The following is a 25445-nucleotide window of genomic DNA, read 5'->3' as shown; positions in this document are numbered from 1 at the left end:
GCCATGACCGCTGACCCGCATCCGGCCGCCCTGCCACCGGACGACGAGCCGAGCCTCGACGAACTTGCGCGACGCCAGGGCATCAAGCCGGTGACCTCACTCAGCGAGCTCGCACACCCCGAACTCTGGGAGAGCGACGAGGAGTATGAGCAGTTCCTCGCCGACCTCTACGCGTCCCGACGTGGAGCCGCGTCAACGTGAGTTACGTCGTCCTGGACACTGACGTCGCCTCGGCAATCCTGCGAGGACGGCTGGCCGACCCATTAGCCACCCGTTTGACGGGTCGCGATCTAGCAGTCACGTTTGTGACTGTCGCCGAGTTAGAACGCTGGCGCCTGGTCCGCGACTTCGGGCCGCGACGTACGGCGACGTTGGCTTCCTTCTACACCCGGGTCGTCGTTCTGCCTTATAGCCGTCGGGTGGCCGAAACCTGGGGCGCGCTGCAGGCGGGCGCGCAGCTCCGCGGCCGTCCACGTCCGCAGAACGACACCTGGATTGCAGCTTGCTGCCTGGTCCACCACGTTCCGCTGGCGACCTTCAATGTGAAGGACTTCGAGGACTTCCAGGTACACGACGGTCTCGAAATCTGGGCAGCATGACAATCTCACAAGTCCCGGCGCCGGGCGACAGCGACCGGAACCAGCGGCGAGCCGCCTGAGCCGTAAGAACAGAGAGCTGGTGAGGGGACTTGAACCCCTAACCGCCCGATTACAAGTCGGGTGCGCTACCAATTGCGCCACACCAGCAGGTCACCCAGATGGTAGCCGCTCCGTGCTCACTGGTGCGTCTGCGCACCCAGCACGAACTTCGTGAGGTCGGTCCAGTCGAACGGACCGATCTCGAACGGCTCCGCCGGCGGCTCGTCCACCAGCGCGTCCTCGAACTCCGGACGCCACCCGCCGACCGTCGCCATCACACCGGACTCGAGGTAGCTGCCGACGTCCAGGTTGAACCAGCGCCGAGGTGTGGGCCGTCGTCCGGTGCCCGGCGGCCGGGGCGCGTCCAACCCCAGATAGCTGTCCTGCGACCTCAGGACGCCGGCCGCCGTCATCTCGGAAAGGTCACACACCTGCGCGCGGATCACCCGCGACCACGCCGTGAACCCGTCGAGCTCGGAAAGTTCCAGGTCCTCCCGCGCCCAGTACCGCTCGAACGGCGGCGCCGGCGCCGTCAGAGCGTCCGAGACCCACGAGAGCAGCGACGACGGCTCCACCGACTTCGAGTCGCTCAGGTCGTATCCGGAAGCCCACCAGGCGCGCAGGAACTCCTCCAGCGGTCTGCGGGTGGAGGAACCGAGTCGGGACATCGCGAGGTATAAGTCAGAGTTGGTCCGCACCGAGTCCACTGGACCATCCAACTAGAACTGAGCGCCGCCCAACAGGCCTCAGGCCAACCGACTCGTCGACTGACGAATACGCAATTCAGTCGGAATCGTGGCCCGCATGGTCGGGGTCTCGTCCCGGTCGTCGCGACTGAGCAGACGCCAGGCGGCCCGGCCCTTCTCCGCGTGCGACTGGTGCACCGTCGTCAACCCGCTGGCGCCGGCCTCGGGGATGTCGTCGAACCCGGTCACGGAGACGTCGTCCGGCACCGAACGCCCGGAACTGCGCACCGCCTGGACCGCGCCCAGCGCGAGTACGTCAGTGGTGCACGCGACAGCGGTCAGTTCGGGGTAGGCGTCGAGCATCTCCTTGGCCGCGGCGGCCGCGGAGTCGATCGTGTTCTCCCAGCACTCCCACACCGGCACGTCGTCGCGGTCGAGCTGCAGCCCGTCGAAGAGGCCGTCGAGCCGCAGCCGGACGACGTCGTAAGGAGACGACCGCTGCCGGTCCGGCGTGACCTGACCGCCGGGGCCGCGCTGCGAGCTGATGCGGCTGCAGATGATGCCGATATTGCGGTGGCCGAGCTCGGCGAGGTGTGCTCCCGCCTTCGCGGCGGCGGCGCGGTCGTCGATACCGACGTAGTCGGCTCCCGCAGCGTTGAGCGGCTCGTCGACGATGACGGTGGGCACCGGGCGCGCGAGCGCGGCATCCAGGTGGGGGTCGTCGTTCGGCAGCGAGTAGACGATGAAGCCGTCGACGGCGGCGGCCGCGGCGAGTGCCGGGTCGGTGCCGGCGCCGGGAACGGCCGGTACGAGGAGCAGCCCGGTCTTGGCGTCTTCACATTCGCGCGCGAGGCCCTCGAGGAACTCGACAGCGGCGGGGTCGCGGAACGCGTACGACAGTGCCTCGGTGAGCAGTAGTCCGATCGCGCCGGCGCGGCGGGTGCGCAGCGACCGGGCGAGCGGGTCCGGCCCGGGGTATCCCAGGCGCTTCGCAGCTTCGAGCACCCGCTGACGCAGCTGTGGAGATAGCTGGTCGGGGCGGTTGTAGGCGTTGGAAACTGTCGTGCGAGACACGCCGAGTTCCGCCGCCAACGACGCGAGTGTGGCGGTCCGACGGGGCTGGCGCTGGGCCATCATGGGCGGACCCTAACCGATCAAGCGCTCGGCGTATACCCGCCGGTAACCCAGGGCCTTTGTGATGTACGTCATCGGCGCACCCATCGTGACTATTTGAATCGATTCATGCGCATAGAGATTACCAAGAGAAATCAGTCGTTTACAGGGCGTTAATCGGCGTAAAGCATTTCCTTTCGCCGAACAGCAACGTCAACGACATGTTGGGGTTATCTTTGCTCCACGGGCGACGGAGCCATGTGCGCCGTCCTCGCCACTCGGATCGTCCGGCACGTTCCTGCCGGTGGAAAGGACTGCATCACCATGGCAACTGTCACGTACCAGGGCGCCAGCCGGGTTTACCCCGGCTCCACGAAGCCCGCGGTCGACAAGCTGGACCTCGAGATCCAGGACGGCGAATTCCTGGTCCTGGTCGGCCCCTCCGGTTGTGGGAAGTCGACTTCCCTCCGGATGCTCGCCGGTCTCGAAGACGTCAATGAGGGCGCGATCCTCATCAACGACAAGGACGTCTCGCACCTCCCGCCGAAGGCTCGCGACATCGCGATGGTCTTCCAGAACTACGCGCTGTACCCGCACATGACGGTGGCGGAGAACATGGGCTTCGCACTGAAGCTCAAAAAGACGCCGAAGGCCGAGATCGCCGAGAAGGTGCGCGACGCCGCGAAGCTGCTCGACCTCGAGGAGTACCTCGACCGGAAGCCGAAGGCGCTCTCCGGTGGTCAGCGTCAGCGTGTTGCGATGGGCCGGGCGATCGTCCGCCAGCCCCAGGTCTTCCTCATGGACGAGCCGCTGTCGAACCTCGACGCCAAGCTCCGTGTGCAGACCCGTTCGCAGATCGCCGCGCTGCAGAAGCGGCTCGAGATCACCACGGTCTACGTCACGCACGACCAGGTCGAGGCCATGACGATGGGTCACCGCGTCGCGGTCCTCAAGGACGGCCTGCTCCAGCAGTGCGACACCCCGCGTGCGCTCTACGACCGCCCGGGCAACGCGTTCGTCGCGGGCTTCATCGGCTCGCCGGCCATGAACCTCAAGACGGTCCCGCTGACCGAGGGTGGCGCGCAGCTCGGCCCGATCGTCGTCCCGCTCACCCGTGAGCAGGTCGCGGCCGCCAGCGAGGGTGGCAGCAAGAACGTCACGATCGGTTTCCGGCCGGAGGCGATCGAGGTCGTGTCCGACGGCACCGGCCTCCCGCTGGTCGTGGACCTGGTCGAGGAGCTCGGCTCGGACGCCTACGTCTACGGCCACTCCGAGATCGGTGGCGACGACACGCGGATCGTCACGCGTACCGACGGTCGCAAGGTTCCGGCGCTGGCCGACACCGTGAGCCTGCAGATCAACAAGGACGACGTGCACGTCTTCCACGCCGAGACCGGCGCCCGCATCGACTGACGCAGTACCCACCGTTGAAAGCCTGCACCGACCCGGTCGGTGCAGGCTTTCTTCATTCTGGGCGACGCCATGCGCGCTGACGCCGCACGCATAGTGCCGCTCGTGGTGGTCGCGCTGGCAGCACTCGCCGTCGGCTGGCGGCCCACCGCGAGAAAGCTGGGGCTACCCGGGCTCGGCCTGGCGCTCACGCTCGCGACGATCCTCGTCATCACGCTTGCCCCGGCGCCGGCGGTCTTCGCGAACGACACGAGCCACTGCATCCACGGGGGCTGGCAGCCCACCTGGATGCCGTGGCCGATCAACGGCCGGAGTCTCAACGTCTGGATGTTCGTGCCGCTGGGCGCCTTCGCGGCGCTGACGCGGCGGAAGACCCTGATCATGGCCGGGATGCTGCTCCCGTTGAGCATCGAAGCGGCTCAGCGGTTACTGCCGCTGAGCCGCTTCTGCGACACCCGTGACGTCGCGGACAACGTCTACGGGTTCCTGCTCGGACTAGCCCTTGCGACGCTGGCGCGCTACCTCGGCGAGCAGCACGGCCGCCGCCACCGACGCGTTCAGTGACTCGGTGTCGTTCGTCATCGGAATCGAAACCCGCTGGTCACAGGCTTCTCCGACCAGACGCGAGAGACCACGTCCCTCGGAACCGACCACGATGACGACCGGCTCGGCGCCCACTTCGAGTGAGTCCGTGGAGACCTCGCCGTCGGCGTCGAGACCGAGAACGGTGAACCCCTGCTCCTGCAGCGACCGTAGCGTCCGGGTGAGGTTGGTGACGCGAGCGACCGGCAGACGGGCCGCCGCACCGGCGGAGGTCCGCCAGGCAGTGGCGGTCATGCCCGCCGCACGTCGTTCCGGAAGAACGACGGCGTGGGCGCCGAACGCCGCGGCCGAGCGCACCACCGCACCCAGGTTGCGCGGGTCGGTGACCCCGTCGAGCGCAACGACCAGCGGCGGGCCGTCGACGCTGGCCAACACGTCTGGCAGATCCGCATACGCGTAGGGCGGAACCTTGAGCCCGATGCCCTGGTGCAGCACCCCACCGGTCATCCGGTCGAGCTCGGCCCGGCTCACCTCGAGGATCGACAGCCCACGGTCACCAGCGGTCTGCACCGCCTCGTTGATGCGCTCGTCGACGTCGACGCCGAGCGCGAGGAACAGCGCGCTCGCCGGGATGTCGGCGCGCAGCGCCTCGACCACCGGGTTGCGGCCGACCAGCAGCTCAGCGCCCTCCCGGGTGCCCTGACCGCGCCGACCGGGGGTGGCACGGGGCTTGTCGGGACCGGAGGTGCGGCGAGCAGCCGCGGCTGCCGACCGGTTCGCCTTGTGCTTGTACCGGTCGGCGGCCTTGGGCGTCGGCCCCTTGCCTTCCAATGCCTTGCGCCGCTGGCCACCCGAGCCGACGACCGCGCCTTTCTTGGTTCCCGTCTTGCGACGGTTCGGGCGCTGGCTGTTGCCGGGCATGCGCACTCTTTCGATCAGAGGGTCCAGCGTGGACCCGCTGGAGTGTCTTCCACCACGATACCGGCCTCTTTGAGCTGGTCCCGGATGCTGTCCGCCGCCCCGTAGTCCTTACGGCCACGGGCTGCCTGCCGCTGCTCCAGCGCGACCTTGACCAGCGAGTCGACGACGTCACGGAGATCTTCGGCCGAACCGGCCTCGGATGCGGCCCACTCGGTGCTCAGCGGGTCGAGCCCGAACACCTCCAGGCCGCCCCGCACCTCCGCGAGCGCCGAGCGGACGCCCTCGTCGTCGCCCGCGGCCAGCGCCGCGTTCCCCGTCCGTACCGCCTCGTGCACGGACGCGATACCGGCGGGTGTGCCGAGGTCGTCGTCCAGTGCGGCCGCGAAGGCAGGGCTGGGCACCCCGTCGACCGCGCCCACCCGCTCGACCGCCCGCTCCACGAAGTTCTCGATCCGCCGGAAACCGACGGCGGCCTCGAGCAGCGCTTCTTCGCTGTAGTCGATAGTCGATCGGTAGTGCGGCGTCGCGAGGTAGTAGCGGGCCTCGATCGCCCGGACGAGGCCGAGCACGTGCGGCAGGTCGATGACGTTGCCGAGCGACTTGCTCATCTTCTCCGGGCCGAGGTTCAGCAGGGCGTGGTGCACCCAGAAGTTCGCGAACCCGAACCCGGCCGCCTTCGACTGCGCGATCTCGTTCTCGTGGTGCGGAAACACCAGGTCGAGGCCGCCGCCGTGGATGTCGAACGCCTCGCCGAGGTACCGGCCGGCCATCGCCGAGCACTCGAGGTGCCAGCCGGGGCGACCGGGGCCCCACGGCGTCGGCCAGGAAGCAGTTGGCGGTTCGTTTGTCTTGCGCCCCTTCCACAGGGCGAAGTCGCGCGGATCGCGCTTGCAGTTGTCGTCGGCGCCGTCGCCCTGCATGTGGTCGAGGCGCTGCCCGGACAGGGCGCCGTACTCCGGGTACGACTGCACGTCGAAATAGACGTCACCCTCGGCGTCGTAAGCATTGCCGCTGTCGATGAGCCGCTTCATCAGCTCGATCATCTCGGGCACGTGCCCGGTGGCCCGGGGAGCGATCGTCGGCGGGAGGCAGCCCAGCGCGGCGTAGGCGTCGGCGAACGCCCGCTCGTTGGTGTAGGCCAGCGCCCACCACTCGACGTCCTCGGCCTTGGCGAGGATCTTGTCGTCGATGTCGGTGACGTTCTGTACGAACGTGACCTCGTAGCCCGACCGCGTCAGCCAGCGCCGCAACACGTCGTAATTGACCGCGGAGCGCAGGTGACCGATGTGGGGCGCGGACTGCACCGTCGGACCGCACAGGTAGATCCCGCATCGCCCCGGAGTGATCGGAACGAAGTCGCGGACAGACCTGCTGGCGGTGTCATGGAGACGGAGAGTCACGCCGCGCGATTCTACCCAGTGCCCGACAACTAATTCGAACATTGCCGCAACGCGAGCAGCGGCGGGGTGCCTCATAGGGGTTATGGAGGACGAGGAGTACCACGAGTACGTCCGGTCCGCGTTACCCGTGCTGCGCCGGCTGGCGTACGTCCTCTGCCAGGACGGGCACCGCGCCGACGACCTCGTGCAGAACGCGTTGGTCAAGCTCTACCTGGCGTGGGACAGGGCACGGTTGGCCGACAACCGGCTCGCCTATGCCCGAACCGTGCTCGTCCGGGTGTTCCTGAGCGAGCGCAGGGCCAACTGGGCCCGCCGGGTCGTGCTGGTCGACCGCGTACCCGAACACGTGGCCGTCGCCGGCCCCGACCCGGCCTCCACGCTCGCGCTGCGGGCCGCGCTGGCGACCCTGCCGGCGAAACAACGCGCTGCACTGGTGCTCCGTTACTACGCAGACCTCTCGGTCGACGAAACAGCTGAGGCGTTGGGCTGCCCGGCGAACACGGTCAAGAGCCACACCGCACGGGGCCTAGCCGCGCTCCGCCGCGTCCTCCCCGAAGAAGTCGCTTCCACCCAGGAATGGAGCGGACGATGAACGAGCCGACGCTCCGAGAGTTGCTGCACGACGTGGCCACGGAGATGCCGATGCACACGGACGTGGATTCCTATGCCGCGGCGTCCACAGCGAAGTGGCGGCGCCGTCGCCGACAGCGGCTGATCATGGCCGGCGCGGCGGCGCTGGTGCTGCTGTTGACGTTCGGGAGCGTGGCGCTGGCGTTGGCGACCGACAGCAGCCGGGTTCCCCCGGCCACTCCGGTGCCCGTGTCACCGACGGTCGTTGCACCCACCGCGTTCGACCCAGCGGCGCTGCAGGTCGAACCGGGTTGGCTGCCAGCGGGTCTGGATCACTGGCGGGTGGAGCAGGAGCCCCGGGGCGCGCGTTACACGGCGACGACGAGCGGCGGGTTCGAGGACAGCGCGCAGCGGGTCACCATCTACGTGGCAGCGCGCGGTCTCGGGGTGCCCGACCTCGAACCGTCGAACAAGCCCATGCGACGCGCGGCTGGACCAGGACCGGAGATCAACGGCTCCGCGACGACGTGGATCCCGCGGGAAACGAGCCGGGGTGTGCGTACCTGGGCCGGTGAGCTGCGGTTCCGGTGGGCGTCGGGGGCGCAGGCTTCGGTCGACGTCCGGGACACGCAGGGTGCGAAAGAGGTGGCCGTGCGGATCGCCGAGTCGTTGCGCGTGACGTTCGGCTCGCCGACGCCGCTCCCGTTCAGGTCGGTGACGCCGAAGGTGCCGCTGACGCGCTTGGACATCTCGTCCGGTGGGGGTACGTCGTCGATCCGGGCGATGTATCTGGCTCGGGCCGGCGTGGGGCCGGGGGTGGAGTTCCAGCTGAACATGGGCGGTTCGGCGCCGCCCACCATGCAGATCGGGCCGTATCCGGTCGCGAAGTCGAACGTGTCGGGCGGGGAGTACCACTACTACTTCGCGCCCGATGGGGACACGAGGGTGATGGTGGTGAGTCGGCCGGAGCCGGGCCGAGTTTCAGCGGGGGTGGACTTCGCGGAACGGGCGATCGCCGAGTTCGAGATGACCGGCGACATCCGAGACCCGTCGAGCTGGAAGTAGTTGTCACGCTGGCCGCCGCGCCCCCTCCCCAGCCGCGGCGCGGATTGACAGGAAGCTGTCCGCTGCCAGGGGTGTCGCTCGACAGGTTCCTGGCAAAACGCGTGCGTGGTACATCTTGGCCCCGATAGGGCCGGGGGTATCGCGTCTAGCGTTGGCGTCATGAGCAATTCGTTGGTGGAGCGCCTGATCGGTGCGTTGAACGGGCATGACCTCGATGGCATCGCGGCCTGTTTCGGGCCGGACTTCGTGGGTGAGTGGCCGGCGCACCCGGCCCGGGACGTGCACGGGCCGGAGCAGGTGCGCCGGAACTGGGAAATGATCTTCACGATGTCGCCGGACATCACGATCGCGATGACGAATGCGGTCGAGGTCGGTGACGAGACGTGGGGCGAGTGGCACTACACCAAGGCAGCCGGCCAGGAGCTGCGTGGCGTCATCATCATCACGGTGCGCGATGGGCTGATCCGGCGATCACGGTTCTACATGGAGCCGGTCGACGCCGCGGACGCCGCGGTGCCGGGCGGACCGAACCTCGCCCGCGACTGAGCGACTGAGCGACTGAGCGGTTGGGCTGGGTGTCGCTCGCGGCTGACACAATGGGGTTGTGCGGCGGGACGACGACTTCGGGAGTGCGCTGCGCAGCCTGCGGCAGCGGCTCACGCCGGGCGAGGTCGGCGTGGCGGCGTCGTTACCTGCCGTCCGGCGCGTGCCCGGCCTGCGGCGGGACGAGCTCGCCGGCATCGTGGGCGTCTCGGAAGAGCACGTGAAGCGCCTCGAGCAGGGTCGCCGGCGACCGTCGATCGGTGTGGTCGATTCGCTCGCGCGAGCGCTGCGACTGACGTCGGGAGAGCACGCCCGGCTGCGTTCGCTGGCCGGGTTCGCCGCGTCGCCCGAGCCGGACGGCATGGTCCCGCGCGAGGTAACGGAGACGGCCCGTCGGATGCTGGACCGGCTGACCGAAGTCGCGGTCTGTGTCTGCGACGCGAGCTGGACCGTGCTGGCCGCGAACGAACTCTGGCACTCGGACGTGTGCACCGTTCCCGAGACGCCGGGGCGGGATCGGAACGTGGTCTGGCGGGCGTTCACGGAGGCCGGGCCCTCGGTGTTCCGCGAACCCGACCGGCTCGACGGTTTCCGGGCCACCGTTGTGGCCGAATTGCGTGATGCGGCCCGTCGCTACCCGGCCGACGTCGAGCTGTCGTCGATGATCACCGATCTGCTGGCCCGAAGCCCGGAATTCGTCCAGCTCTGGGATGCTCCACCCCTCTCGGGCGGCCACGCGGACCGACTGCGCGTACCGAGCCCGATCCACGGCCACCTGGACCTGGATCTCGACGTCCTCACCCTCAACCCGGGCGACCTACGAGTAGTCGTCTACACCGCGGCCTGAGCCGAGCCACGCGCAGTCGGGCCGGTCCACCTGGACCGGCCCGACCTCTATGACGCAGTGACTCTGTGGCGTTGTGGGTGGTCTTCGAATGATCACCTCCTCAGGTCAGCGGTCTGGTGGGTGGTGGCAGATGTCTGCGGACGGACGGCCGGGTCGAGGCCTTTCGGCGCGAGACCGGGCGGCAGGGCGACGGTCGGCGGCGGATCCGCATGTCATCTCCAGCTGGTCGGGTAGCCGACGGCGTTGATCGACTTGGCGGCGGTGCCGTCGGCCTTGGCCTTCATCACCCGCGGAGCCGTTTCGGTCTGCTGCGCCCACGCCGCGTAGGCGATCGCGGTGCCGGTCGGGTCCCACACGGTGTCCTGCTCGCCGATGTCCTTCGTGCGGGTCAGCTGCTTGAGCCCGCTGCCGTCGGCCTTCATCGACCAGAGGTCGTAGTTCCCGCCGTCGAGAGCCTGGCTGAAGACGATCGCGGCGCCGTCGGGGCTCCACGCGGGGCTGTTCTTGTCACCGCCGGAGCGGGTCAGCGCGATCTCGCGCGAACCGTCGGCCCGCACGGAGACCACCTCGATGTCGTACGGCTCGCCGCTGCGCTCGTCGATCGTGCCGCGCGTGACCGCGAAGCGGGTGCCGTCGGGAGCCCAGCTGATGCCGGTGCCGTAGTAGTAGCCGTCGCGGCTCACCTTGCGAGCGCCGGTGCCGTCCGCCTTCATCACCCAGATCGCGCCCTGCGTCTGGAAGGCGATCAGCTTCCCGTCGGGCGAGAGCTCCGGGCCGACGGCCTCGGTGTCCAGCGCGGTCAACTGCCGGCGGTGCGACCCGTCGGCGTTCATCGTCCAGATCTGGGCGCCGAAGCCGGTCGTGCCCTGGTCGGAGTACACGATTCGGCGGCCGTCACGCGAGTACGACCCGTACTTGCGCTGGAACGCCTCACCGGTGAGCAGCGTCTTGGTGCTGCCGTCGACGATCTGGTCCATGTCGCGGCCGTTGTCGACCAGCAGGCTCCAGTCGCTCTTCGCGGTCCACGTGGATCCGCTGGGCGACTGAGCGGCCAGCGCCGGGCTGGTCACAGTCAAAGCCAGCGTCGCGCCCAGGAAGGCCGTGGTGATCGTCCGCCGCATGGTGTTGCTCCCCCGTAGTGCCCGCACCCTTCGCGCTACCTGTCGGCTCCGAATGCGCACCTTGAAGGTTTTCGCCCCGTTATATTGTGGTATAGCGTAGATCACACCAGAGCATCTGGTGTGTCGACGTCGTCCGGGCGACCGGTGCCGTCGCAGGGCACCGGCGTGATCAGCTCGGGGTGCTGCTTCAAAAAAGCGCGGGCTCCGACGTCACCAACAGCCGTTTCCCGGACTGCCTCCCACTGGGATGCGGCGATCAGCACGGGGTGTCCGCGCTTACCTCCGTAGGTAGCGGCGGCGACGATCGCCCCGGCGCGGTATGCCGCGATCACCCTGCTCACAGCGTCAGGACCGAGAAAAGGCGTATCGACGGGGACGAGGACGGCCGCAGCGGCATCAGCCACTGACAGCGCAGCTCGCACTGAAGAGCCCATCCCGGACTCCCAGGCCGGGTTGTGGACGACGGTCGCGCCCGGAACGGTGAGCGGCACAGCACCGGATACAACGAGGATCGAGCCACACCCCCCGTCGCGCAGCAACGCAACAGCCCGGTCGACGAGGCGCGAACCCCGGTACTCCACCAGCGCCTTGGGCCCCCCGAACCGCCGCCCCGCGCCAGCCGCCAGCACGATCCCGATGACGTCCACGGCCGAAACGTAACGGAGCCCGGGCCGAAAACGGCCCGGGCTCCGAAAAGCGCAGGATCAGGCGCGGTAGCCCGTCGGCTCGCCCGAACCGAGGTCGACGATCGCGGCCACCGGGCCACCACCGTCGGGGCCCTGGTGGGCCGCGGAGACCGACACGAACACCGCCGGGTCGCCGGTCACCGCCGCTGTCACACCGCCGACGGTGGCCTTGATCTGGCGGTGCCAGTGCACGTCGGAGTCGTCGAGCATCGCGTTGCGGCGGCCGCGGACGACGCCGTCCTGGGAGACCTCGCACTTGAGGAAGACGTTCACCAAACGCCCCTCCAGGTCCGCGGAACGGGGCCGGTCCGGGAGCGAAAGGCCCGCGGACTTGATCGCGTCCCAGATCCCGTCCGCGTCGAGCGCGTCGTTCATGACGCCGTGCCCGATCCGGTACCGGCCACCGACGCCCCGCGCGTTGCCGACGACGACGACCTGGGCTTGGTCCAGCTCGACGCCGGACGAGCAGGAGGCCACCGAGGAGTAGAGCGAGCGGTCGTGCATGACGTCCGCGTCGGTCGGCATGGAGATCTCGCCGAGCGCGACCGCGATACCCAGTGCGGTGGTGCCGTTGGAGAGGTCCATCGACTCGTGGGTGTGCTCGGTCCACACGGTCTTGCCGCGGCTCTTGGCATCGCGGATCGTGTGGATCGTCAGCAGCGGGGTCTTGGTCTGCACGTAGTGCACGTCCGCCGGGTCGGTGATGCCGGCGCGCTCCATCGCGACCTTCACCGCCGCGGCGACCTTTTCGACCATCGCGACGCGGCCGATGTCCTCGGGCTGCAGCACCTCGCTCATCGCGAAGCCGACAGTGAGGCGGGGCTCGTCGGTCTGCTCGGCCTGGTCGGCCGGGATCGTGGCGAAGATCGTCGCGTGCGGCGAGAGAACACCGTCGGTGCCGCCCGACCACACGATCGGGATCTGCTTGACGTCTTCGGCGCTGCGGGTGCCCTTGGCGACCAGCACCTCACGGAACGCCCGGTCGGCGATGATGCGGGTGTAGTCGTTGACGCCGCCGTTGCCTTCGGTCTTGCCGATCACGGCGACGACGCGGTCGGCGTCCAGGATCTTGTCGTCGATGAGCTGCGCGAGGCCCGACGCGTCGCTGACGTTGAGGATCGGGACCTTGCGTACTTCGATGGCCTCGGGCATTAGATCTCCTTCGTTACTACGGTTCCCACGGTTTCGTGGACGGCGTCCGCGATGTGGTCGAGCGAGGTGATCACCGATCGCCCGCCATTCTCGGCGAACCGGCAGGCGGCCTCCACCTTCGGACCCATCGATCCGGACGCGAAGTGGCCCTCGGCGGCGAGTTTGCGCATCGATGCGACATCCACTGCCCCGAGCGGTCGAGCGCCTGGGGTACCCCACCCGACGACCGCCGCCTCGACGTCGGTGGCGATCACCAGCGTGTCGGCGCCGAGCGTGTGGGCGAGCAGCGCCGCACCGAGGTCCTTGTCGATCACCGCTTCGACGCCACGCAGGCGACCGTCGGACTCGCGGACCACCGGGATGCCACCACCGCCGTTGCAGACGACGACGTACCCGGCGGCGAGCAGGGCCTGCACGGCGGGGGCGTCGAGGATCGCCCGGGGTTCCGGTGAGGCGACGATGCGGCGCCAGCCACGCTCGCCACGGTCCTCCCAGCGCTGGCCGTGCTGAATCATCAGCGCGGCCTCGGCCGACGGCAGGTAGCGGCCGATCGGTTTGGACGGGTTCATGAAGCCGGGGTCGAGGGGGTCGACGAGGGCGCGTGTGACCAGCGCCGCCACCTGCTGGTCAGCGAGGCGCGCGGAAAGCTCGTTGAGCAGGACGAATCCGACAGTTCCCTGGGTCTGGGCACCGCACCAGTCGAGCGGCACCGGCGGCACCACGTGCGCGGCCATCTCGTTCTTCACCAGCAGGTTGCCCACCTGGGGGCCGTTGCCATGGGTGAGCACGACTTCGGCACCGGCGGCGACCACGTCCGCGATCGGCCCGGCCGCACGCTGGATCGCCGCGATCTGATCCTCGGGGCGGGCCCTGCCGTCCGCCGAGGTCATCGCGTTCCCGCCGAGAGCGATCACGACTCGCATCAGGCGAGCGTAGGAACGAATCCGCCTCGGTTCATTGGCAACACTCGCCCAATCAGCTGCCGATTCGACGGTAACGATCGGTGCGGGCTTTGACGCGCTGATCGGATTCCTGGTCGAGGAGGCCCACCAGCTCGTGTTCGATCACCCGCCCGAGACGGGCGAGGAACGCCTCCGGCTCGTCAGCCGCGTCCGGACGCTCGGCCACGATCCGGTCCACGATCCCGTGCCGCAGCAGATCCCGCGACCGCACCCCCTGGGCAGCGGCCATCTCGGGCGCGCGCTCGGTCGTCCGGTGCACGATCGCCGACGCGCCCTCCGGCGGGAGCGGCGAGAGCCACGCGTGTTCGGCCGCGATCACGCGGTCCGCGGGCAGCAGCGCCAGCGCGCCACCGCCCGTCCCTTCCCCCAGCAGCACGCACAGCGTCGGTGTAGGCAGGTCGATCAGGTCAGCGAGGCAGCGCGCGATCTCACCGGCCAAGCCACCCTCCTCGGCTTCGCGCGACAGCGCGGCACCCGGGGTGTCGATGATCGTGACGAGCGGCAGGCGCAGTTCCTGCGCCAGGCGCATGCCCCGGCGGGCAGTCCGCAGCGCGGCGGGGTCCAGCGGGCTCTCCGCGGTCTGCCCGCGGCGGTCCTGCCCCAGAACGACGGCCGGCGCGGCGCCGAAGCGGGCCAGTGCCAGCCGCATGCCGGAGCCGGTCTCGCCCTGCTGCGTGCCGTTCAGCGGGATCACCGGCTGGGCCGCGTACTTGAGCAGCCGCCGGACGCCCGGTCGGTCGGCGCGGCGCGAGCGGGTCACCGACTCCCAGGCCGGGACGTCCGCGAGCTCCTCGCGGGGGACGTCGGCCACCCGCGGCAGCCCGCTCCGGGGCGAGCACAGGACGTCCAGCGTCCGGACCGCGAGGTCGGTGACCTGCTCGGGCGGCAGCACGGCGTCGACCAGCCCGTGCATGAACAGGTTCTCACCGGTCTGGACGCCGGCCGGGAACTCGCGGCCGTTGAGCAGTTCGTAGACCCGCGGCCCGAGGAACCCGACCAGCGCCTCCGGCTCGGCGACCGTCACGTGCCCGAGCGACCCCCACGAGGCGAACACGCCGCCGGTCGTGGGGTGGCGCAGGTAGACGAGGTACGGCAGGCCGGCGGCCTTGTGCGCGGTCACGGCGCGGGTCATGTTCGCCATCTGCAGGAACGCGACGGTTCCCTCCTGCATCCGGGTGCCGCCGGACGTCGGGGCCGCGATCAGCGGCAGCCCCTCGCTCGTCGCGCGTTCGACGGCGGCGGCCACCCGCCGGGCCGTGGCGACGCCGATCGAACCGGCGAGGAAGCGGAACTCACCGACGACGACAGCGACCCGGCGCCCACGCATCCGGCCCGCGCCGGTGAGCACCGCCTCGTCCACACCGGTCTTCTCCCGGGCCGCCGCCAGCGCCGCGCGGTAGTCGTCGTCGGCGTCGACCGGGTCGGTGACCGGCTGGTCCCACGACTCCCAGCTGTCCTCGTCGAGCGCACTCGCGATGAGTTCACGTGCGGAGAGGCGGCGAGGAGTCATGAGTTCCATCATGCACCGAAATACTTACCGGAATCGTTACAGGAAGACGGATCTCACACGCCGTCGTCGGTTTCCAGGCGACGGCTGGCCTCCTCGGCTTCCTCCCTGGTCGCGTAACGGGGTTCCGCGAGGTCGTACAGGAGCTCGTCCTCTTCCTCACTGATCAACAGCTCTTCCAGATCGACACCGGGCCCGACGATGTCGTCGGGCTGAAGTGGCGCCGCGGTGTGGTGCACGGTCATGAACCCGCTGCCCGGCGCGAGTTCCGGCACCTCGAGCGCCGGAAACGTCGAGCCGGCCAGGTGGAAGAGCTCGTAGATGGCTTCGCCGACGCCGGCGACCGGTTCGGCTCCGTGCGGGTCGCCGTCCCACGACCGGATCCGGGCCAGCTGTCCGGCCTGGAGCAGCGCGTCGGGGTCGGCGATCTGGTAGTCGTACCGGGCCCGGACGGTGACGGTCATCGGCGGCGCACCGCTGGTGACGATTTCCTCGTGCAGCTGGTCGTGCTCGTCGTCGTCCTCGTCGAAGTCGTCTTCGTCGAGATCGGCGAAGACCGGGCCCCAGCCGGAGGTTCCGAAGATGACCTCTTCGTAGCGACGGGCCGAGGTGCGGAGCCCCTCAATTGCAGCCAGAGCGTCCCGGACCGGCGCATCAGCGTCGACCATGACTGCGGCGTGCCGTCGGATGGACTCGGCCAGAACTTCGGCCGCGGCGGCGACATCCTCGTTCGAGAAGGCGTTCGACATGCGGGAGAATCTACGGGGGCTTACGCCGAGCCACTAACGGCGCGCCCGCGCCAGGATCAGTTCGCCCACTCCGCCCTGCACCACGACGTCATAGCGGTCGTTCTCACCTGCCCAATCGCTCGGCGTCCAGACCCGACCCGCTCCGACGCCGGACGTGACGACACCGTCGATGTCGACTGTTCCGGCGCCGCTCCGCGTCGACACTCGCGTCGCGACGTTCGGCGGCACGTACACCGTCGCGCGGGACGCGCTGGACAGCGACGCGGTGACCGCACCGGACGGCGCGGGCAGCCAGACGTAGGCGGTGTCGAGCCCCGCGGTGACGTCCAGCCGCTGGAGGCGGGCACCGCGCAGGTCCACACTGACGCCGCTCGCGCCGCCGGCCAGCGCCACGGAGGACCAGGTGACCCGGCTGGTGAGCGTCACTTCGAGCGAGCCGCCGCCGAACCGCACGCTGACGTCGTCGCCGTCGTGCGTCAGCACCGGGGCCTGCCCGTCGCGAACCTTGACGCGCAACAGATCGTCACCGAGGTCGGCGACCTTCACACCGATCTTCTGTGCGCCGCTGACCACGGAAAGAGACGCCGAAGACCGGTCGCCCAGCGGTAACGCGAGAGAGCTGGGCTGCACGAACCGGCCGTCGGCGGGCCGGGTGCAGGCCGCAACGAGTAACAGGATCAGCAGCCCGAGCCCGGCGCGTCGCATGCTCCTACTCTTTCCCGTCCAGCCACGCGAGAACCGCATCGGTGTGCTGTCCGAGAGTCGGCGGCGCTTCGTTGACCGCGCGCCCACCCGCGAACTGGTTCGAGTCGAACCGCAGCGGCGGGCCGGGCAGCGTGATCGAGCCGAGCACCGAGTGATCGACGTCGACCAGCAGGCCCTGCGAACGGGTCTGGTCCCAGTCGTAAACGCGGTCGAGGGTCCGCACCTCACCGGCGGGGACGCCGATCTCGGCCAGCATGGGCAGCAATTCAGCCAAGGGATAGTGCGCGAAGACCGCATCGACGGCGGAAACCACCTCGTCCCGCGCCCGGACCCGCTGCGGGTTGGTGGCGAACTCAGGCCGGTCCAGGGACGGGAACGCCGCGATGAACCGCCGCCACAGTGCCTCGCTGCCCACCGAGATCTGCAGCGAGCCGTCCGCACAGTGGAACAAGCCGTACGGCGCGATCGACGGGTGGTGGTTACCCGACGCGTGCGGCACCTCGTGAGCCACCGTGTACCGCGTCCCCTGGAATGCGTGCACACCGACGATCGCCGCCAGCAGGCTCGTGCGCACGACCTTTCCGCGGCCGGTCTCGTTGCGCTCGTGCAGCGCCGCGACGACGCCGTACGCCCCGTACATCCCGGCGAGCAGGTCGCCGATCGGCACGCCGACGCGCGTCGGATCGTCGGCGGACGGCCCGGTGAGCGACATCAGACCGGCCTCACCCTGGGCGATCTGGTCGTAGCCGGAGCGCTGGCCCTCGGGTCCGTCGTGCCCGAACCCGGTGATGCTCAGAATCACCAACCGGGGATTGAGTTCGTGCAGCCGCTCGACGCTGAAGCCGAGCCGGTCGAGCACGCCCGGCCGGAAGTTCTCCACGAGCACGTCGGCCCGCTCGACGAGCCGCCGCAGGACGTCCGCCCCGTCCGGAGACTTCAGGTCGAGCGCCACCGACTCCTTGTTCCGGTTGCAGGACAGGAAGTACGTCGAGATCGAATCGTCGGGCCCGACAAACGGCGGCCCCCACGAGCGGGTGTCGTCACCACCCGACGGGTTCTCGATCTTGATCACCCGCGCGCCGAGGTCACCCAGCATCATGGCCGCGTGCGGCCCGGCCAGCGCTCGGGACAGATCCACTACCAGTACGCCGTCCAGCGGCCCGTTCGATCCCATCGATCCAGGCTAAACGCCGAACTTCGTGAACGCCGTACGGGTCGGCAGGCGGTAGGGCTCCTCCCCGCTCAGGGCGTTCAGGATGGTGGCGGCCCGGTGGGCCCCCAGGCCCAGATCAGGCGTCCCGACGCCGTGCGTGTGCAGCTCCGCGTTCTGGACGTAGATCCCGCCGGTGACGCCGGGGTCCAGCTCCACGCGGTAGTCGGAATCGATCCGGAACCGCCCGGCGGCGTCCCGGTGGATCACCGACTCCAGTGGCGCGAGGAACACCGGCTGCCGGGTCGAGTACCCGGTGGCCGCGACCACCCGGTCCGTGCGCACCGAGATCTCCCGCTCCTGCAGCAGCTCACGGCACTCGAGCGTGATCCCGTCCGGACCCCGGGAGGCTCCAACGACCTCGACGTTCGGCGACATCGTCAGCGGCACGGAGCCGCCCGCCACCGTGCGCTCGTACAGCTCGGAGTGGATCGCGTCGATCGTCTCCGCGTCGATCGCCTTGTACAGCTGCCACTGCGCGGGCACGAGCGCATCCCGGACGTCCTCCGGCAGTTGCCGGAAGTAGCGGGTGTAGTCGGGCGTGAAGTGCTCGAGCCCGAGCTTGGAGTACTCCATCGGCGCGAACGCCGGCGCCTGGGTCAGCCAGCGCAGCCGGTAGCCGCCGTCGCGCTGGTGACGCAGCAGGTCGAGGAACACTTCGGCGCCGGACTGCCCGGACCCGAGCACCGTGATGTCCTGCGCCCCGCGCAGCGACTCCTGCCGGTCGAGGAACTCCGAGGAGTGGAACACCTCTTTGCCGAGCAGCGGACGCAACGGACCCGGAACGACGGGCTCGGTACCGACGCCCACCACGGCGTTCCGGGCCCGGACCAGCGTCGTCTGGGCGGTGAGCACGTCGTAGACCTCGGCGACGAACAGCTGCTCGGTGGCGTCCCAGGAGACCGACTCGACCTGGCGGCCGAACCGGCAGGACGGCAGCGACTCGGCGACCCACCGCAGGTAGTCGTCGTACTCGAGCCGCGGGACGTGGAACCGCTCGGCGAAGTAGAACGGGAAGAGCCGGTCGCGCTGCTGCAGGTAGGAGAGGAACGACCAGCGGCTCGTCGGGTCGACGAGCGTCACCAGATCGGCCAGGAACGGCACCTGCAGCGTCGCACCCTCGATCAGCATGCCGGGGTGCCACGAGAACCCCGGCCTGCCGTCGAAGAACACTGCGGAGACGTCGGGCAGCGGATCGGCGAGCGCGGCCAGCGACAGGTTGAACGGCCCGATCCCGATGCCCAGGACGTCGTACGGCTCAGTCACCTTCGTACCTCCCAGAGGGGATTGGGGATCCGGACGTACACGGACTGGGTCTCCACCGGCCCCACCAGCTCGTCGAGCCCGGCGATGCGGGTGAGCAGGTTGGCCTTGCACGGGAGCTCGGGCGCGTCCAGCAACGGGTTGACGAAGCCGACGCGGTGCGGTTCGAGCGCGCCGCGGGCCGCACGCAGCACGGCGGTCTCGTCGGCGAGACCCGACGACCCGATCGCGCCGACCAGCCCCAACAGGTTGTTGACCCCGACGTAGTACGTGACGCGCTCGTCGATGACGTCGTCGGGGTTCGTGGCGTCGCTGTGCCTGCCGAGGTCCGGCAGCAGCGCGTGCAGCGTCCCGGCGCGGCTCGGGGACAGGTAGTAGCCCTGGTTGTCGCGGTACCAGCCGCCGACCGGCCAGCCGGCCGGGTCGAGGGTGACCAGCGTGTTCTGCTGGTGCGCCTCCAAACCCAGTCCGTGGACGCCGTGCAGCCACGCCACCGGCGCGATCACCTCGTCGACGAACCGCCGCAGCCACTCCGCGGCCACCGCCGCGACCGGACGTCCGGTGGCGATCGCAAGGTTCTCGATCAGCACGGCCAGGCCGGACCGGGAGTCGGCGAGGTCGGGACGCTCGGCCACCAGCCCGGCGACGCACTCCACCCGGGAGTCCGGGCCGAACGGGTTGTCGCGCAGGCTCACCGCGAGTGCGACCTGCCCGTTGGGGTCCTCGGTCGGCAGCGGCACCGCGGCCCAGGCCGGGTCGCCGAGAATGCGGAACCGCGGATACGCGGCCGCGAGCAGCTCGCCGAGCCCGGCGTCGACCAGCCGGTACATCTCCGCTCCGCGGATCAGTTCCGGTACGAGGTGCTCCCGTCGTGAATTCGTGATCCGGACGCCCAGCGAGAACTTGAGCATCCGGTTGGCGTCCGCCCGGTACAGCGTCCGGACCGAGGACGTGGCGGCCCAGCTCGGACCAGCCGAGCCCAGGTCGTGCAGCCGCCGGTCGGCGATCAGGTCCTGGACGTCGGCTCGGGCGAGTAGCGCGCTCGCCTGGCGAAAGTGGGCGGGGATCAGTGCGGTTCCGGCCGGTGCCCGCACGCCGTGGGGGGCCAGCGCGGCGAGCTGGTCGAGCGCTGACACGTCGGTGGCCGAGCCGTGGCGGACCAGTTCGCGGTCCACCGCGAACCAGTGCAGGGGGGCCGTGCCGCGCAGCTCGGGGGCGGCGCCGAGTTCGTCGACGTCGGACAGGCCCGGTCTGCTCTTCGGCGTCGGGTGCAGCGGATGCCCGGCCACCAGAGCCTGCTCGGCGACGAGGAACGGCGCCATCGGATCGCCGTTGGGTGTGGCGGCCCGCCCGCGCAGGTAGCGGTCGAGGCGACGCGTCGAGTCGATGACCTGCTCGACGAGGTCGGCCGACGAGCCTCTGGCCTCGGTGGCCAGGAGTGCCGCCAGGAGCGTGGCGTCCACGGGGCTGCCGGTGGCGAAGCAGACGGGTGAGAAGCGGTGCCAGCCGGTCGCCGAGCGGTACCGCAGATCGGTGACGAGCCGGACGCCGCTCACCGCGAGCGGGATCTCCAGCCGCTCGCCCGTTGCCGGCACCGGGATGCGGGCCTCGCGCACCCAGCAGCGGAGAAGCGCCTGCACGGCGAGCGTGTTGGCGACACCGTCCACCGTGGAAGCACCGGTGCGGCCGGTGCCAGTGGTGCGGCTCCGATCGGACGCCGCACCGAGCAACCGGTTGAGAATGTCGGGTTCGGTCATCGGGCGGCCTCCAGCTCTTCGGTACCCGCGCTCACCACCGCGGCGAGCAGAGCGTCGACGTCGGCATTCGTGGCGTCCGGATTGAGGAGTGTGAGCTTCAGCCACACGCGACCGTTGATCTCGGTGCGACCTAGAACGGCCGCGCCTGCGGCCAGGAGTGCCCGGCGGAGCCGGGCGTTGATCTCGTCGGTCGCTTTGCTGTGCACTTGATTCGCTCCGCGAAAGCGAAACACGACGGTGGTCAGCACCGGTGGCTGGTACAGCTCCAGTGCTGGTTCTTTTTCGATCGACGTTCTGGCGTGCGACGCGAGGGCGGCGCAGCGGTCGACGAGGGCGCCGAGCCCGTCGCGGCCGAGGGCCCGGAGCGTGACCGCGATCTTGAGGGCGTCCGGACGGCGGGTCGTGCGCAGGGAGCGGCCGAGGAGGCTGGTGTAGCCGGCGTCCTCGTCGTCGGCGGGATTGAGGTATTCGGCTCGTCGCGCGAGGGTGGCGAGGTTGGTTTTGTTCGCCGTGATGAAGATGCCGGCGGCTACCGGTTGCCAGCCGAGTTTGTGCAGGTCCAAGCCGATGGAGTCGGCGTAATTCAGGCCTTTCAGCTTCGGTGCGAGCGTTCGGCTGAACAGTGCCCCGCCTCCGTAGGCGGCGTCGACGTGGAGCCAGACTTTGTGTTTTTTCGCGACCTCGGCGATCTCGGGGAGGGGGTCGATGGCGCCGAGGTCGGTGGTGCCTGCGGTGGCGACGATTGCTATCGGGGTGTGGTCCGATGTGCTCAGGGCGTCGTCCAAGGCGTCCGGGTCGAGGCGGTGGTCTCGGCCGGTTCTCACGGGGAAGAAGGCGTCCTCGCCGAAGCCCAGCAGGCCCGCTGCGCGGTGGATCGAGAAGTGCGTGACTTCTGAGCCGTAGATGCGGTAACGCCCGGGCGGGAGCCCGTTGCGGGTCGCGCCGGGTATCGCGTGTTCGCGGGCGAGGAGGAGGCCGAGGAGGTTGGATTCGGAGCCGCCGGTGGTTACGACGCCGTCCGCGGTGGAGGGGTAGCCGGCGAGGTCGGCCAGCTCGGCGATGACGGCCGGTTCGAGCGACGTGCCGATCGGGGCCTGGTCCCAGGAGTCCAGCGAGGGGTTGAGCGCCGAGGCGGCCAGATCGGCGGCCACCGCGACCGCGAGCGGCGGGCAGTGCAGGTGAGCCGCACACCGCGGATCCGCCGGCTCCACCGACCCACCCGCAAACGCCCGCACGATCTCCGCAAGCGCCCCGACCCCGCCTCCAGCGGCATCCGCGGATTGCCAGGAAGCGGTCGAGTCCAAGGGGTCGGGGGCCGACGGTTTCCTGGCAGAACGCGCGCGGTCGTCCTCGAAAACGGCGCGCCATGCGGCGTCGAGTGCGCGCGGCGCGCCGGCCGGGGCCGGGCCGCCGCGGTCGCGGGCGCCTGCGGCGAGGGCCTCGAGCACGGGCTCGAGCAGTCGCGCCAACACGGCAGGGCCGTCGGCCCCACCCGCGAGCGCCGTGCCGTCATCGCCGTCGCTGTCGCCGCGCTGCGCGGTACTGCGCGGTGCAGCGGTGCCGCGCGGTGCAGCGGTGCCGCGCGTCGCGGCGCGGTCGTTTTCAGAGGCGTTCGAAGCCACGCTGACGCTCCCAGTCCGTGGTGACAGCGGCGAACGCGGTCAGTTCGGCGTCCGCGGCCGACGCGAGGTGCTCGACGACCTCGTCACCGAACGCCCCGCGAGCCACCGCACTCCCCCGCCACTCCGCCGCCGCGGACTCGAGCGTTCGGGGCAACGGCACCCCGTCACCCCCGGCCGGCGGCAACGGCAACTCGTGCTCGAGCCCGTACAACCCAGCGGCTACGATTCCCGCCACCACGAGGTACGGATTCGCATCACCCCCGGCGATCCGGTGCTCGAACCGCCGCGACGCCCCCGTCCCGATCACCCGCACCGCCCGCGTGCGATCGTCGGTACCCCATGCCGCCGCGGTCGGCGCGAAAGCGTCCGGAGAAAGTCTTTTGAAGGCATTTATCGTTGGCGCGCAGAGCAACGTGAACGCTGGCGCACACGCCAGCACCCCCGCCAGGAAGTGCTCCTCGAACACCGGCCCATCCGCACCATGCAGCGAGAAGTGCACGTGGCACGAATTGCCCTCACCCGAGTCGAACTTGGGCATGAACGTGATCGCCCGCCCGGCCCGCTCCGCGATCTGCTTCGCACCAGTTTTGTAGAAGACGTGCCCGTCGCAGGCTTCCATCGCCTCCCCGTACCGGAAAACGATTTCGTACTGCCCGGGATGCACCTCGCCCCGAGCGGACTCGACCCGCAACCCCGCCTCGGTCATGTTCCGCAGCAGCGCACCGACGAGGTCGTCGAGTTCCCCGAGCCCGGTGAGCGCGTAGTCGGTGTTGAACCGCGACGCCGTACGCAGACCGCGGTATTCCCCTTCGAAGGCCTCGCGATAGGACTCCGAAAACACGAGGAACTCCAGCTCGGTACCCACGAGCGCCGTGAGCCCCCGCGCCGCGAGCCGCTCGAGTTGCGTCCGCAGAATTTGACGCGGCGCCACCGGAATCGGGGCCCCGGAAACGTCGACGGCGTCCGCGAGCACCAGCGCGGTGCGCTCACGCCACGGCAACGGGCGGGCAGTGCCCAGATCGGGGCGCAGCACGAAGTCGCCGTAGTCCCCGCGGTAACCAGCGGCGGCGCGCATCTCGACGTCGGCCGAGAGCAGATAGTCGCAGGCGCCGTAACCGACCTCCGCGACCTGCGAACGGAAGAAATCTCCGGCGAGCCGGGTGCCCTGCAACCGCCCGTACAGATCCGGCAGAGCGAGCACGACCTCCGCCGCGTCGGCCAGAGCGGTCACCGTCCCGCCTCGCGCACCAGCGGGTTCGGGACCGTGCCGTGCACGATCTCGAACTCCTCCTTCTCGGCCCGGTCGTGGAACCCGCCGCCGGTGAGTTGCTCCCGGTTGAGGCAGATGCGTTCGACCTCGGGCGCGGTCAGCCCGTAGGCCTCCCGCCGTTCCGCGAGCTCGGGCCGGTCGTCGAAATAGGCGTCCACCGACTCGCGGACCAGCGTCCAGAACTCCGGTACGTCGACGAGCACCGCGAGCGGCCGGAACACCCCCGCGAACACGGCGGTGACGATCGAGTGCGCCAGTTCCTTCTCCGGCCAGCGCGGGAGCAGTCGGTCGGCCTCGTCCGGCAGGCCCTCGTAGGAGCGCCCGGGCAGCAGGTTCACGTCCTCGGCGAAGTCCTTGAGCATCGTTCGCACGGGGACGTCGTCGGGGCCGAACACCACGACCGTGTTCTCCCCGTGCGGGCAGAACGCCAGGTCGTGAGTGTGCAATGCGTGGAGCGGCGCAGCAAGTACGACGTCGATGAGCTTCCGGATCCAGACTGCGGCGGGAAGCCCGGAACGGTTGGTCAACTCGGCGACGAGCGGAACTCCGTCCGAGCCGGTCACCAGCAGCGACGCCAACGACCGGGCCTTCTCCCCGTCGCGCAGGTACGTCTGCACCGGCTCGCGCCACACCGCCGCGAGCAGCTCGTGGTAGCGGTACGGCGCGTCCGGGACGCGGTCGAACAGCGGGTGCCGCACCGCCACCGACGCGACTTCGCCGAGCAGGTCGACGTGCTCCTTCAAAAAGGGATCCGATGCTCGCAGCGCGTGCAGCCACGACGACACCGCAGGCGCGCCCGCGGTCGGGCCGGCGGGCAGCCCGCGCCACACCAGCGTGTTCCGGATCAGCAGCGGCACCTTGACGTTGCGCTTCTCCGGATGGTCGACGTTCACCAGCGTGCGCACCGAGGCGAGCACCCGGTACCGGTCGGGGGCTTCGCCCAGGATCACGATCCGCCCGTCGGCCAGGTACGGCGCGAACAACGTGCGGACGCAGGCGTCGAGATGAAAAGGGTGCACCGGAAGCCAGACGTAGCCTTCCGGAGCCCTGAACGCACGTCTTGTTGCGGGATCGAGCTCGTCGTCGAGGGACACTCCGTGCGCGCTCGCCAGCGACGGATGCACCGCTATCCACGTGAGGCGCAGCGTTCTCCCCGCCTCGGGTGCGTACGCCTCGGCGTCCGACGCGGTGAACCCGAGCCGACCCTTGTTCAGCACCATCGCGGGGTGCCCGGCCTGCGCCGCTTCGAGGTCCACGTAGGACGCGTCGGCGAGCTCCTTCGCGGTCGGCAGGTTCTGCCGGAGCAGCGCGTCGGCCGACCAGGTCGCGACGAGCTCGCGCAGCGCCTCCGCGGTGGTCGGACCGTCCAGGCCCAGCGCGTCCCGGGCGTCGACGAGAAACTCCATCGGGTCGTCGGCCGGCTCGCCGTTGCGCCGCACCGAGTCGGCGTCGATCTGCCAGCTCTCGAACGCGCCGCGGTCGGCGGTGAACGTGTACTCGACGTCGCCGAACACGGCCCGGTAGCGGCGGTCGCCGAGCGGCTCGGGCCGGAGCATGTCCTCGTAGGACAGTTCGGCGAGCGCGCGGGTGAGCAGGACAAGCCCGGCCTCGCGCCAGGCGGACGGATTCATGGCGGGGAACTCCTGTGCTGGTTGGATCTGCCGCGTCGCAGGTCAACGCATGTTGCGAGCAGCGCGGCACCACT

25 protein-coding genes and 1 tRNA gene are annotated in these 25445 nt (G+C 69.9%); 8 read left to right on the top strand and 18 right to left on the bottom strand.

Annotation, left to right across the window (positions count from 1 at the left end; translation table 11 throughout):
- Positions 1 to 3 precede the first annotated feature (3 nt).
- A complete protein-coding gene (locus ACGFY5_RS01935; protein ID WP_392716276.1) occupies positions 4 to 201 on the top strand; it encodes a hypothetical protein in 198 nt (65 codons plus the stop codon).
- On the top strand, positions 198 to 599 hold the full coding sequence (locus tag ACGFY5_RS01930) for a type II toxin-antitoxin system VapC family toxin (RefSeq protein WP_392716274.1): 402 nt from the start codon (positions 198 to 200) through the stop codon (positions 597 to 599). The genes ACGFY5_RS01935 and ACGFY5_RS01930 overlap by 4 nt, the downstream gene beginning before the upstream one ends.
- A 74-nt stretch (positions 600 to 673) precedes the next feature.
- Here ACGFY5_RS01930 and ACGFY5_RS01925 read toward each other — a convergent pair.
- The 3 genes from ACGFY5_RS01925 to ACGFY5_RS01915 form a co-directional block, all read right to left on the bottom strand.
- Positions 674 to 746: transfer RNA gene (locus ACGFY5_RS01925), tRNA-Thr, on the bottom strand.
- Between the two features lie 29 nt (positions 747 to 775).
- Positions 776 to 1306, bottom strand: coding sequence for a hypothetical protein (locus ACGFY5_RS01920; RefSeq protein WP_392716272.1), 531 nt, complete (start codon positions 1304 to 1306; stop codon positions 776 to 778).
- Positions 1307 to 1384: 78 nt separating this feature from the next.
- Positions 1385 to 2461, bottom strand: coding sequence for a LacI family DNA-binding transcriptional regulator (locus ACGFY5_RS01915; protein ID WP_392716270.1), 1077 nt, complete (start codon positions 2459 to 2461; stop codon positions 1385 to 1387).
- Between the two features lie 300 nt (positions 2462 to 2761).
- Here ACGFY5_RS01915 and ACGFY5_RS01910 point away from each other — a divergent pair, with 300 nt between their 5' ends.
- Positions 2762 to 3850, top strand: coding sequence for an ABC transporter ATP-binding protein (locus ACGFY5_RS01910; RefSeq protein WP_392716268.1), 1089 nt, complete (start codon positions 2762 to 2764; stop codon positions 3848 to 3850).
- A gap of 39 nt (positions 3851 to 3889) precedes the next feature.
- Complete coding sequence (locus tag ACGFY5_RS01905) at positions 3890 to 4411, top strand: VanZ family protein (RefSeq protein ID WP_392716266.1); 522 nt, start codon at positions 3890 to 3892, stop codon at positions 4409 to 4411.
- Here the strand turns inward: ACGFY5_RS01905 and rlmB are convergent.
- Positions 4343 to 5311 (bottom strand): 23S rRNA (guanosine(2251)-2'-O)-methyltransferase RlmB, encoded by a 969-nt coding sequence (rlmB, locus tag ACGFY5_RS01900; protein WP_392716264.1) that lies wholly within the window; start codon positions 5309 to 5311, stop codon positions 4343 to 4345. The two genes, ACGFY5_RS01905 and rlmB, sit on opposite strands and share 69 nt — an antisense overlap.
- A gap of 14 nt (positions 5312 to 5325) precedes the next feature.
- Complete coding sequence (cysS, locus tag ACGFY5_RS01895; protein WP_392716262.1) at positions 5326 to 6711, bottom strand: cysteine--tRNA ligase; 1386 nt, start codon at positions 6709 to 6711, stop codon at positions 5326 to 5328.
- 82 nt (positions 6712 to 6793) lie between these two features.
- On the opposite strand from cysS, the gene ACGFY5_RS01890 reads away from it, so the two are divergent.
- From ACGFY5_RS01890 to ACGFY5_RS01875, 4 genes are all read left to right on the top strand, one after another.
- A complete protein-coding gene (locus ACGFY5_RS01890) occupies positions 6794 to 7303 on the top strand; it encodes a SigE family RNA polymerase sigma factor (protein WP_392716260.1) in 510 nt (169 codons plus the stop codon).
- On the top strand, positions 7300 to 8346 hold the full coding sequence (locus ACGFY5_RS01885; protein ID WP_392716258.1) for a hypothetical protein: 1047 nt from the start codon (positions 7300 to 7302) through the stop codon (positions 8344 to 8346). Before ACGFY5_RS01890 ends, ACGFY5_RS01885 begins: the two co-directional genes overlap by 4 nt.
- A 159-nt stretch (positions 8347 to 8505) precedes the next feature.
- Positions 8506 to 8892 (top strand): nuclear transport factor 2 family protein, encoded by a 387-nt coding sequence (locus tag ACGFY5_RS01880; protein WP_392716256.1) that lies wholly within the window; start codon positions 8506 to 8508, stop codon positions 8890 to 8892.
- 58 nt (positions 8893 to 8950) lie between these two features.
- Entirely contained in the window at positions 8951 to 9736 is a 786-nt protein-coding gene (locus ACGFY5_RS01875) for a helix-turn-helix domain-containing protein (protein ID WP_392716254.1), read from the top strand.
- A 212-nt stretch (positions 9737 to 9948) separates the two neighbouring features.
- On the opposite strand, the gene ACGFY5_RS01870 is transcribed toward ACGFY5_RS01875, so the two are convergent.
- From ACGFY5_RS01870 to ACGFY5_RS01810, 13 genes are all read right to left on the bottom strand, one after another.
- The gene (locus ACGFY5_RS01870; protein ID WP_392716252.1) at positions 9949 to 10857 is read right to left on the bottom strand and encodes a TolB family protein; all 909 of its coding nucleotides are present in this window, start codon (positions 10855 to 10857) and stop codon (positions 9949 to 9951) included.
- Between the two features lie 101 nt (positions 10858 to 10958).
- Complete coding sequence (locus ACGFY5_RS01865) at positions 10959 to 11504, bottom strand: NTP transferase domain-containing protein (protein WP_392716250.1); 546 nt, start codon at positions 11502 to 11504, stop codon at positions 10959 to 10961.
- Between the two features lie 57 nt (positions 11505 to 11561).
- Positions 11562 to 12695: a ring-opening amidohydrolase gene (locus ACGFY5_RS01860; protein WP_392716248.1), complete on the bottom strand. Its 1134-nt coding sequence runs from the start codon at positions 12693 to 12695 to the stop codon at positions 11562 to 11564.
- Positions 12695 to 13618, bottom strand: a complete 924-nt coding sequence (locus tag ACGFY5_RS01855) for a carbamate kinase (RefSeq protein ID WP_392716246.1) — start codon at positions 13616 to 13618, stop codon at positions 12695 to 12697. Before ACGFY5_RS01855 ends, ACGFY5_RS01860 begins: the two co-directional genes overlap by 1 nt.
- Positions 13619 to 13670: 52 nt before the next feature.
- Positions 13671 to 15167, bottom strand: a complete 1497-nt coding sequence (locus ACGFY5_RS01850) for a carboxyl transferase domain-containing protein (RefSeq protein ID WP_392716244.1) — start codon at positions 15165 to 15167, stop codon at positions 13671 to 13673.
- Between the two features lie 53 nt (positions 15168 to 15220).
- Entirely contained in the window at positions 15221 to 15913 is a 693-nt protein-coding gene (locus tag ACGFY5_RS01845; protein ID WP_392716242.1) for a hypothetical protein, read from the bottom strand.
- A 33-nt stretch (positions 15914 to 15946) separates the two neighbouring features.
- Positions 15947 to 16618, bottom strand: a complete 672-nt coding sequence (locus ACGFY5_RS01840) for a hypothetical protein (RefSeq protein ID WP_392716240.1) — start codon at positions 16616 to 16618, stop codon at positions 15947 to 15949.
- A gap of 4 nt (positions 16619 to 16622) precedes the next feature.
- Positions 16623 to 17792, bottom strand: a complete 1170-nt coding sequence (locus tag ACGFY5_RS01835; protein WP_392716238.1) for a CaiB/BaiF CoA transferase family protein — start codon at positions 17790 to 17792, stop codon at positions 16623 to 16625.
- 9 nt (positions 17793 to 17801) lie between these two features.
- Positions 17802 to 19094: a lysine N(6)-hydroxylase/L-ornithine N(5)-oxygenase family protein gene (locus ACGFY5_RS01830; protein ID WP_392716237.1), complete on the bottom strand. Its 1293-nt coding sequence runs from the start codon at positions 19092 to 19094 to the stop codon at positions 17802 to 17804.
- A complete protein-coding gene (locus ACGFY5_RS01825) occupies positions 19091 to 20848 on the bottom strand; it encodes an IucA/IucC family protein (RefSeq protein WP_392716235.1) in 1758 nt (585 codons plus the stop codon). The genes ACGFY5_RS01830 and ACGFY5_RS01825 overlap by 4 nt, the downstream gene beginning before the upstream one ends.
- A complete protein-coding gene (locus tag ACGFY5_RS01820; RefSeq protein WP_392716233.1) occupies positions 20845 to 22470 on the bottom strand; it encodes a pyridoxal phosphate-dependent decarboxylase family protein in 1626 nt (541 codons plus the stop codon). Before ACGFY5_RS01820 ends, ACGFY5_RS01825 begins: the two co-directional genes overlap by 4 nt.
- Positions 22451 to 23701, bottom strand: coding sequence for a glutamine synthetase family protein (locus ACGFY5_RS01815; RefSeq protein ID WP_392716231.1), 1251 nt, complete (start codon positions 23699 to 23701; stop codon positions 22451 to 22453). The genes ACGFY5_RS01820 and ACGFY5_RS01815 overlap by 20 nt, the downstream gene beginning before the upstream one ends.
- The gene (locus tag ACGFY5_RS01810; RefSeq protein WP_392716229.1) at positions 23698 to 25371 is read right to left on the bottom strand and encodes an IucA/IucC family protein; all 1674 of its coding nucleotides are present in this window, start codon (positions 25369 to 25371) and stop codon (positions 23698 to 23700) included. The genes ACGFY5_RS01815 and ACGFY5_RS01810 overlap by 4 nt, the downstream gene beginning before the upstream one ends.
- Between the last annotated feature and the right edge of the window lie 74 nt (positions 25372 to 25445).

Origin of the sequence: Cryptosporangium sp. NPDC048952 (assembly GCF_043197895.1) — a bacterium.
GTDB lineage: Bacteria > Actinomycetota > Actinomycetes > Mycobacteriales > Cryptosporangiaceae > Cryptosporangium.
Note: the sequence above shows the minus strand (reverse complement) of the source record. Positions and strands in the feature narration are given on the sequence as shown.

What these genes read in the sequence shown, in the direction of transcription:
- ACGFY5_RS01935 (WP_392716276.1), top strand. Translation starts at nt 4, where the DNA reads ATGACCGCTGACCCGCATCCGGCCGCCCTGCCACCGGACGACGAGCCG.
- ACGFY5_RS01920 (WP_392716272.1), bottom strand. Translation starts at nt 1,306, where the DNA reads ATGTCCCGACTCGGTTCCTCCACCCGCAGACCGCTGGAGGAGTTCCTG.
- ACGFY5_RS01915 (WP_392716270.1), bottom strand. Translation starts at nt 2,461, where the DNA reads ATGATGGCCCAGCGCCAGCCCCGTCGGACCGCCACACTCGCGTCGTTG.
- ACGFY5_RS01910 (WP_392716268.1), top strand. Translation starts at nt 2,762, where the DNA reads ATGGCAACTGTCACGTACCAGGGCGCCAGCCGGGTTTACCCCGGCTCC.
- rlmB (WP_392716264.1), bottom strand. Translation starts at nt 5,311, where the DNA reads ATGCCCGGCAACAGCCAGCGCCCGAACCGTCGCAAGACGGGAACCAAG.
- ACGFY5_RS01890 (WP_392716260.1), top strand. Translation starts at nt 6,794, where the DNA reads ATGGAGGACGAGGAGTACCACGAGTACGTCCGGTCCGCGTTACCCGTG.
- ACGFY5_RS01885 (WP_392716258.1), top strand. Translation starts at nt 7,300, where the DNA reads ATGAACGAGCCGACGCTCCGAGAGTTGCTGCACGACGTGGCCACGGAG.
- ACGFY5_RS01880 (WP_392716256.1), top strand. Translation starts at nt 8,506, where the DNA reads ATGAGCAATTCGTTGGTGGAGCGCCTGATCGGTGCGTTGAACGGGCAT.
- ACGFY5_RS01870 (WP_392716252.1), bottom strand. Translation starts at nt 10,857, where the DNA reads ATGCGGCGGACGATCACCACGGCCTTCCTGGGCGCGACGCTGGCTTTG.
- ACGFY5_RS01860 (WP_392716248.1), bottom strand. Translation starts at nt 12,695, where the DNA reads ATGCCCGAGGCCATCGAAGTACGCAAGGTCCCGATCCTCAACGTCAGC.
- ACGFY5_RS01855 (WP_392716246.1), bottom strand. Translation starts at nt 13,618, where the DNA reads ATGCGAGTCGTGATCGCTCTCGGCGGGAACGCGATGACCTCGGCGGAC.
- ACGFY5_RS01850 (WP_392716244.1), bottom strand. Translation starts at nt 15,167, where the DNA reads ATGACTCCTCGCCGCCTCTCCGCACGTGAACTCATCGCGAGTGCGCTC.
- ACGFY5_RS01845 (WP_392716242.1), bottom strand. Translation starts at nt 15,913, where the DNA reads ATGTCGAACGCCTTCTCGAACGAGGATGTCGCCGCCGCGGCCGAAGTT.
- ACGFY5_RS01840 (WP_392716240.1), bottom strand. Translation starts at nt 16,618, where the DNA reads ATGCGACGCGCCGGGCTCGGGCTGCTGATCCTGTTACTCGTTGCGGCC.
- ACGFY5_RS01835 (WP_392716238.1), bottom strand. Translation starts at nt 17,792, where the DNA reads ATGGGATCGAACGGGCCGCTGGACGGCGTACTGGTAGTGGATCTGTCC.
- ACGFY5_RS01825 (WP_392716235.1), bottom strand. Translation starts at nt 20,848, where the DNA reads ATGACCGAACCCGACATTCTCAACCGGTTGCTCGGTGCGGCGTCCGAT.
- ACGFY5_RS01810 (WP_392716229.1), bottom strand. Translation starts at nt 25,371, where the DNA reads ATGAATCCGTCCGCCTGGCGCGAGGCCGGGCTTGTCCTGCTCACCCGC.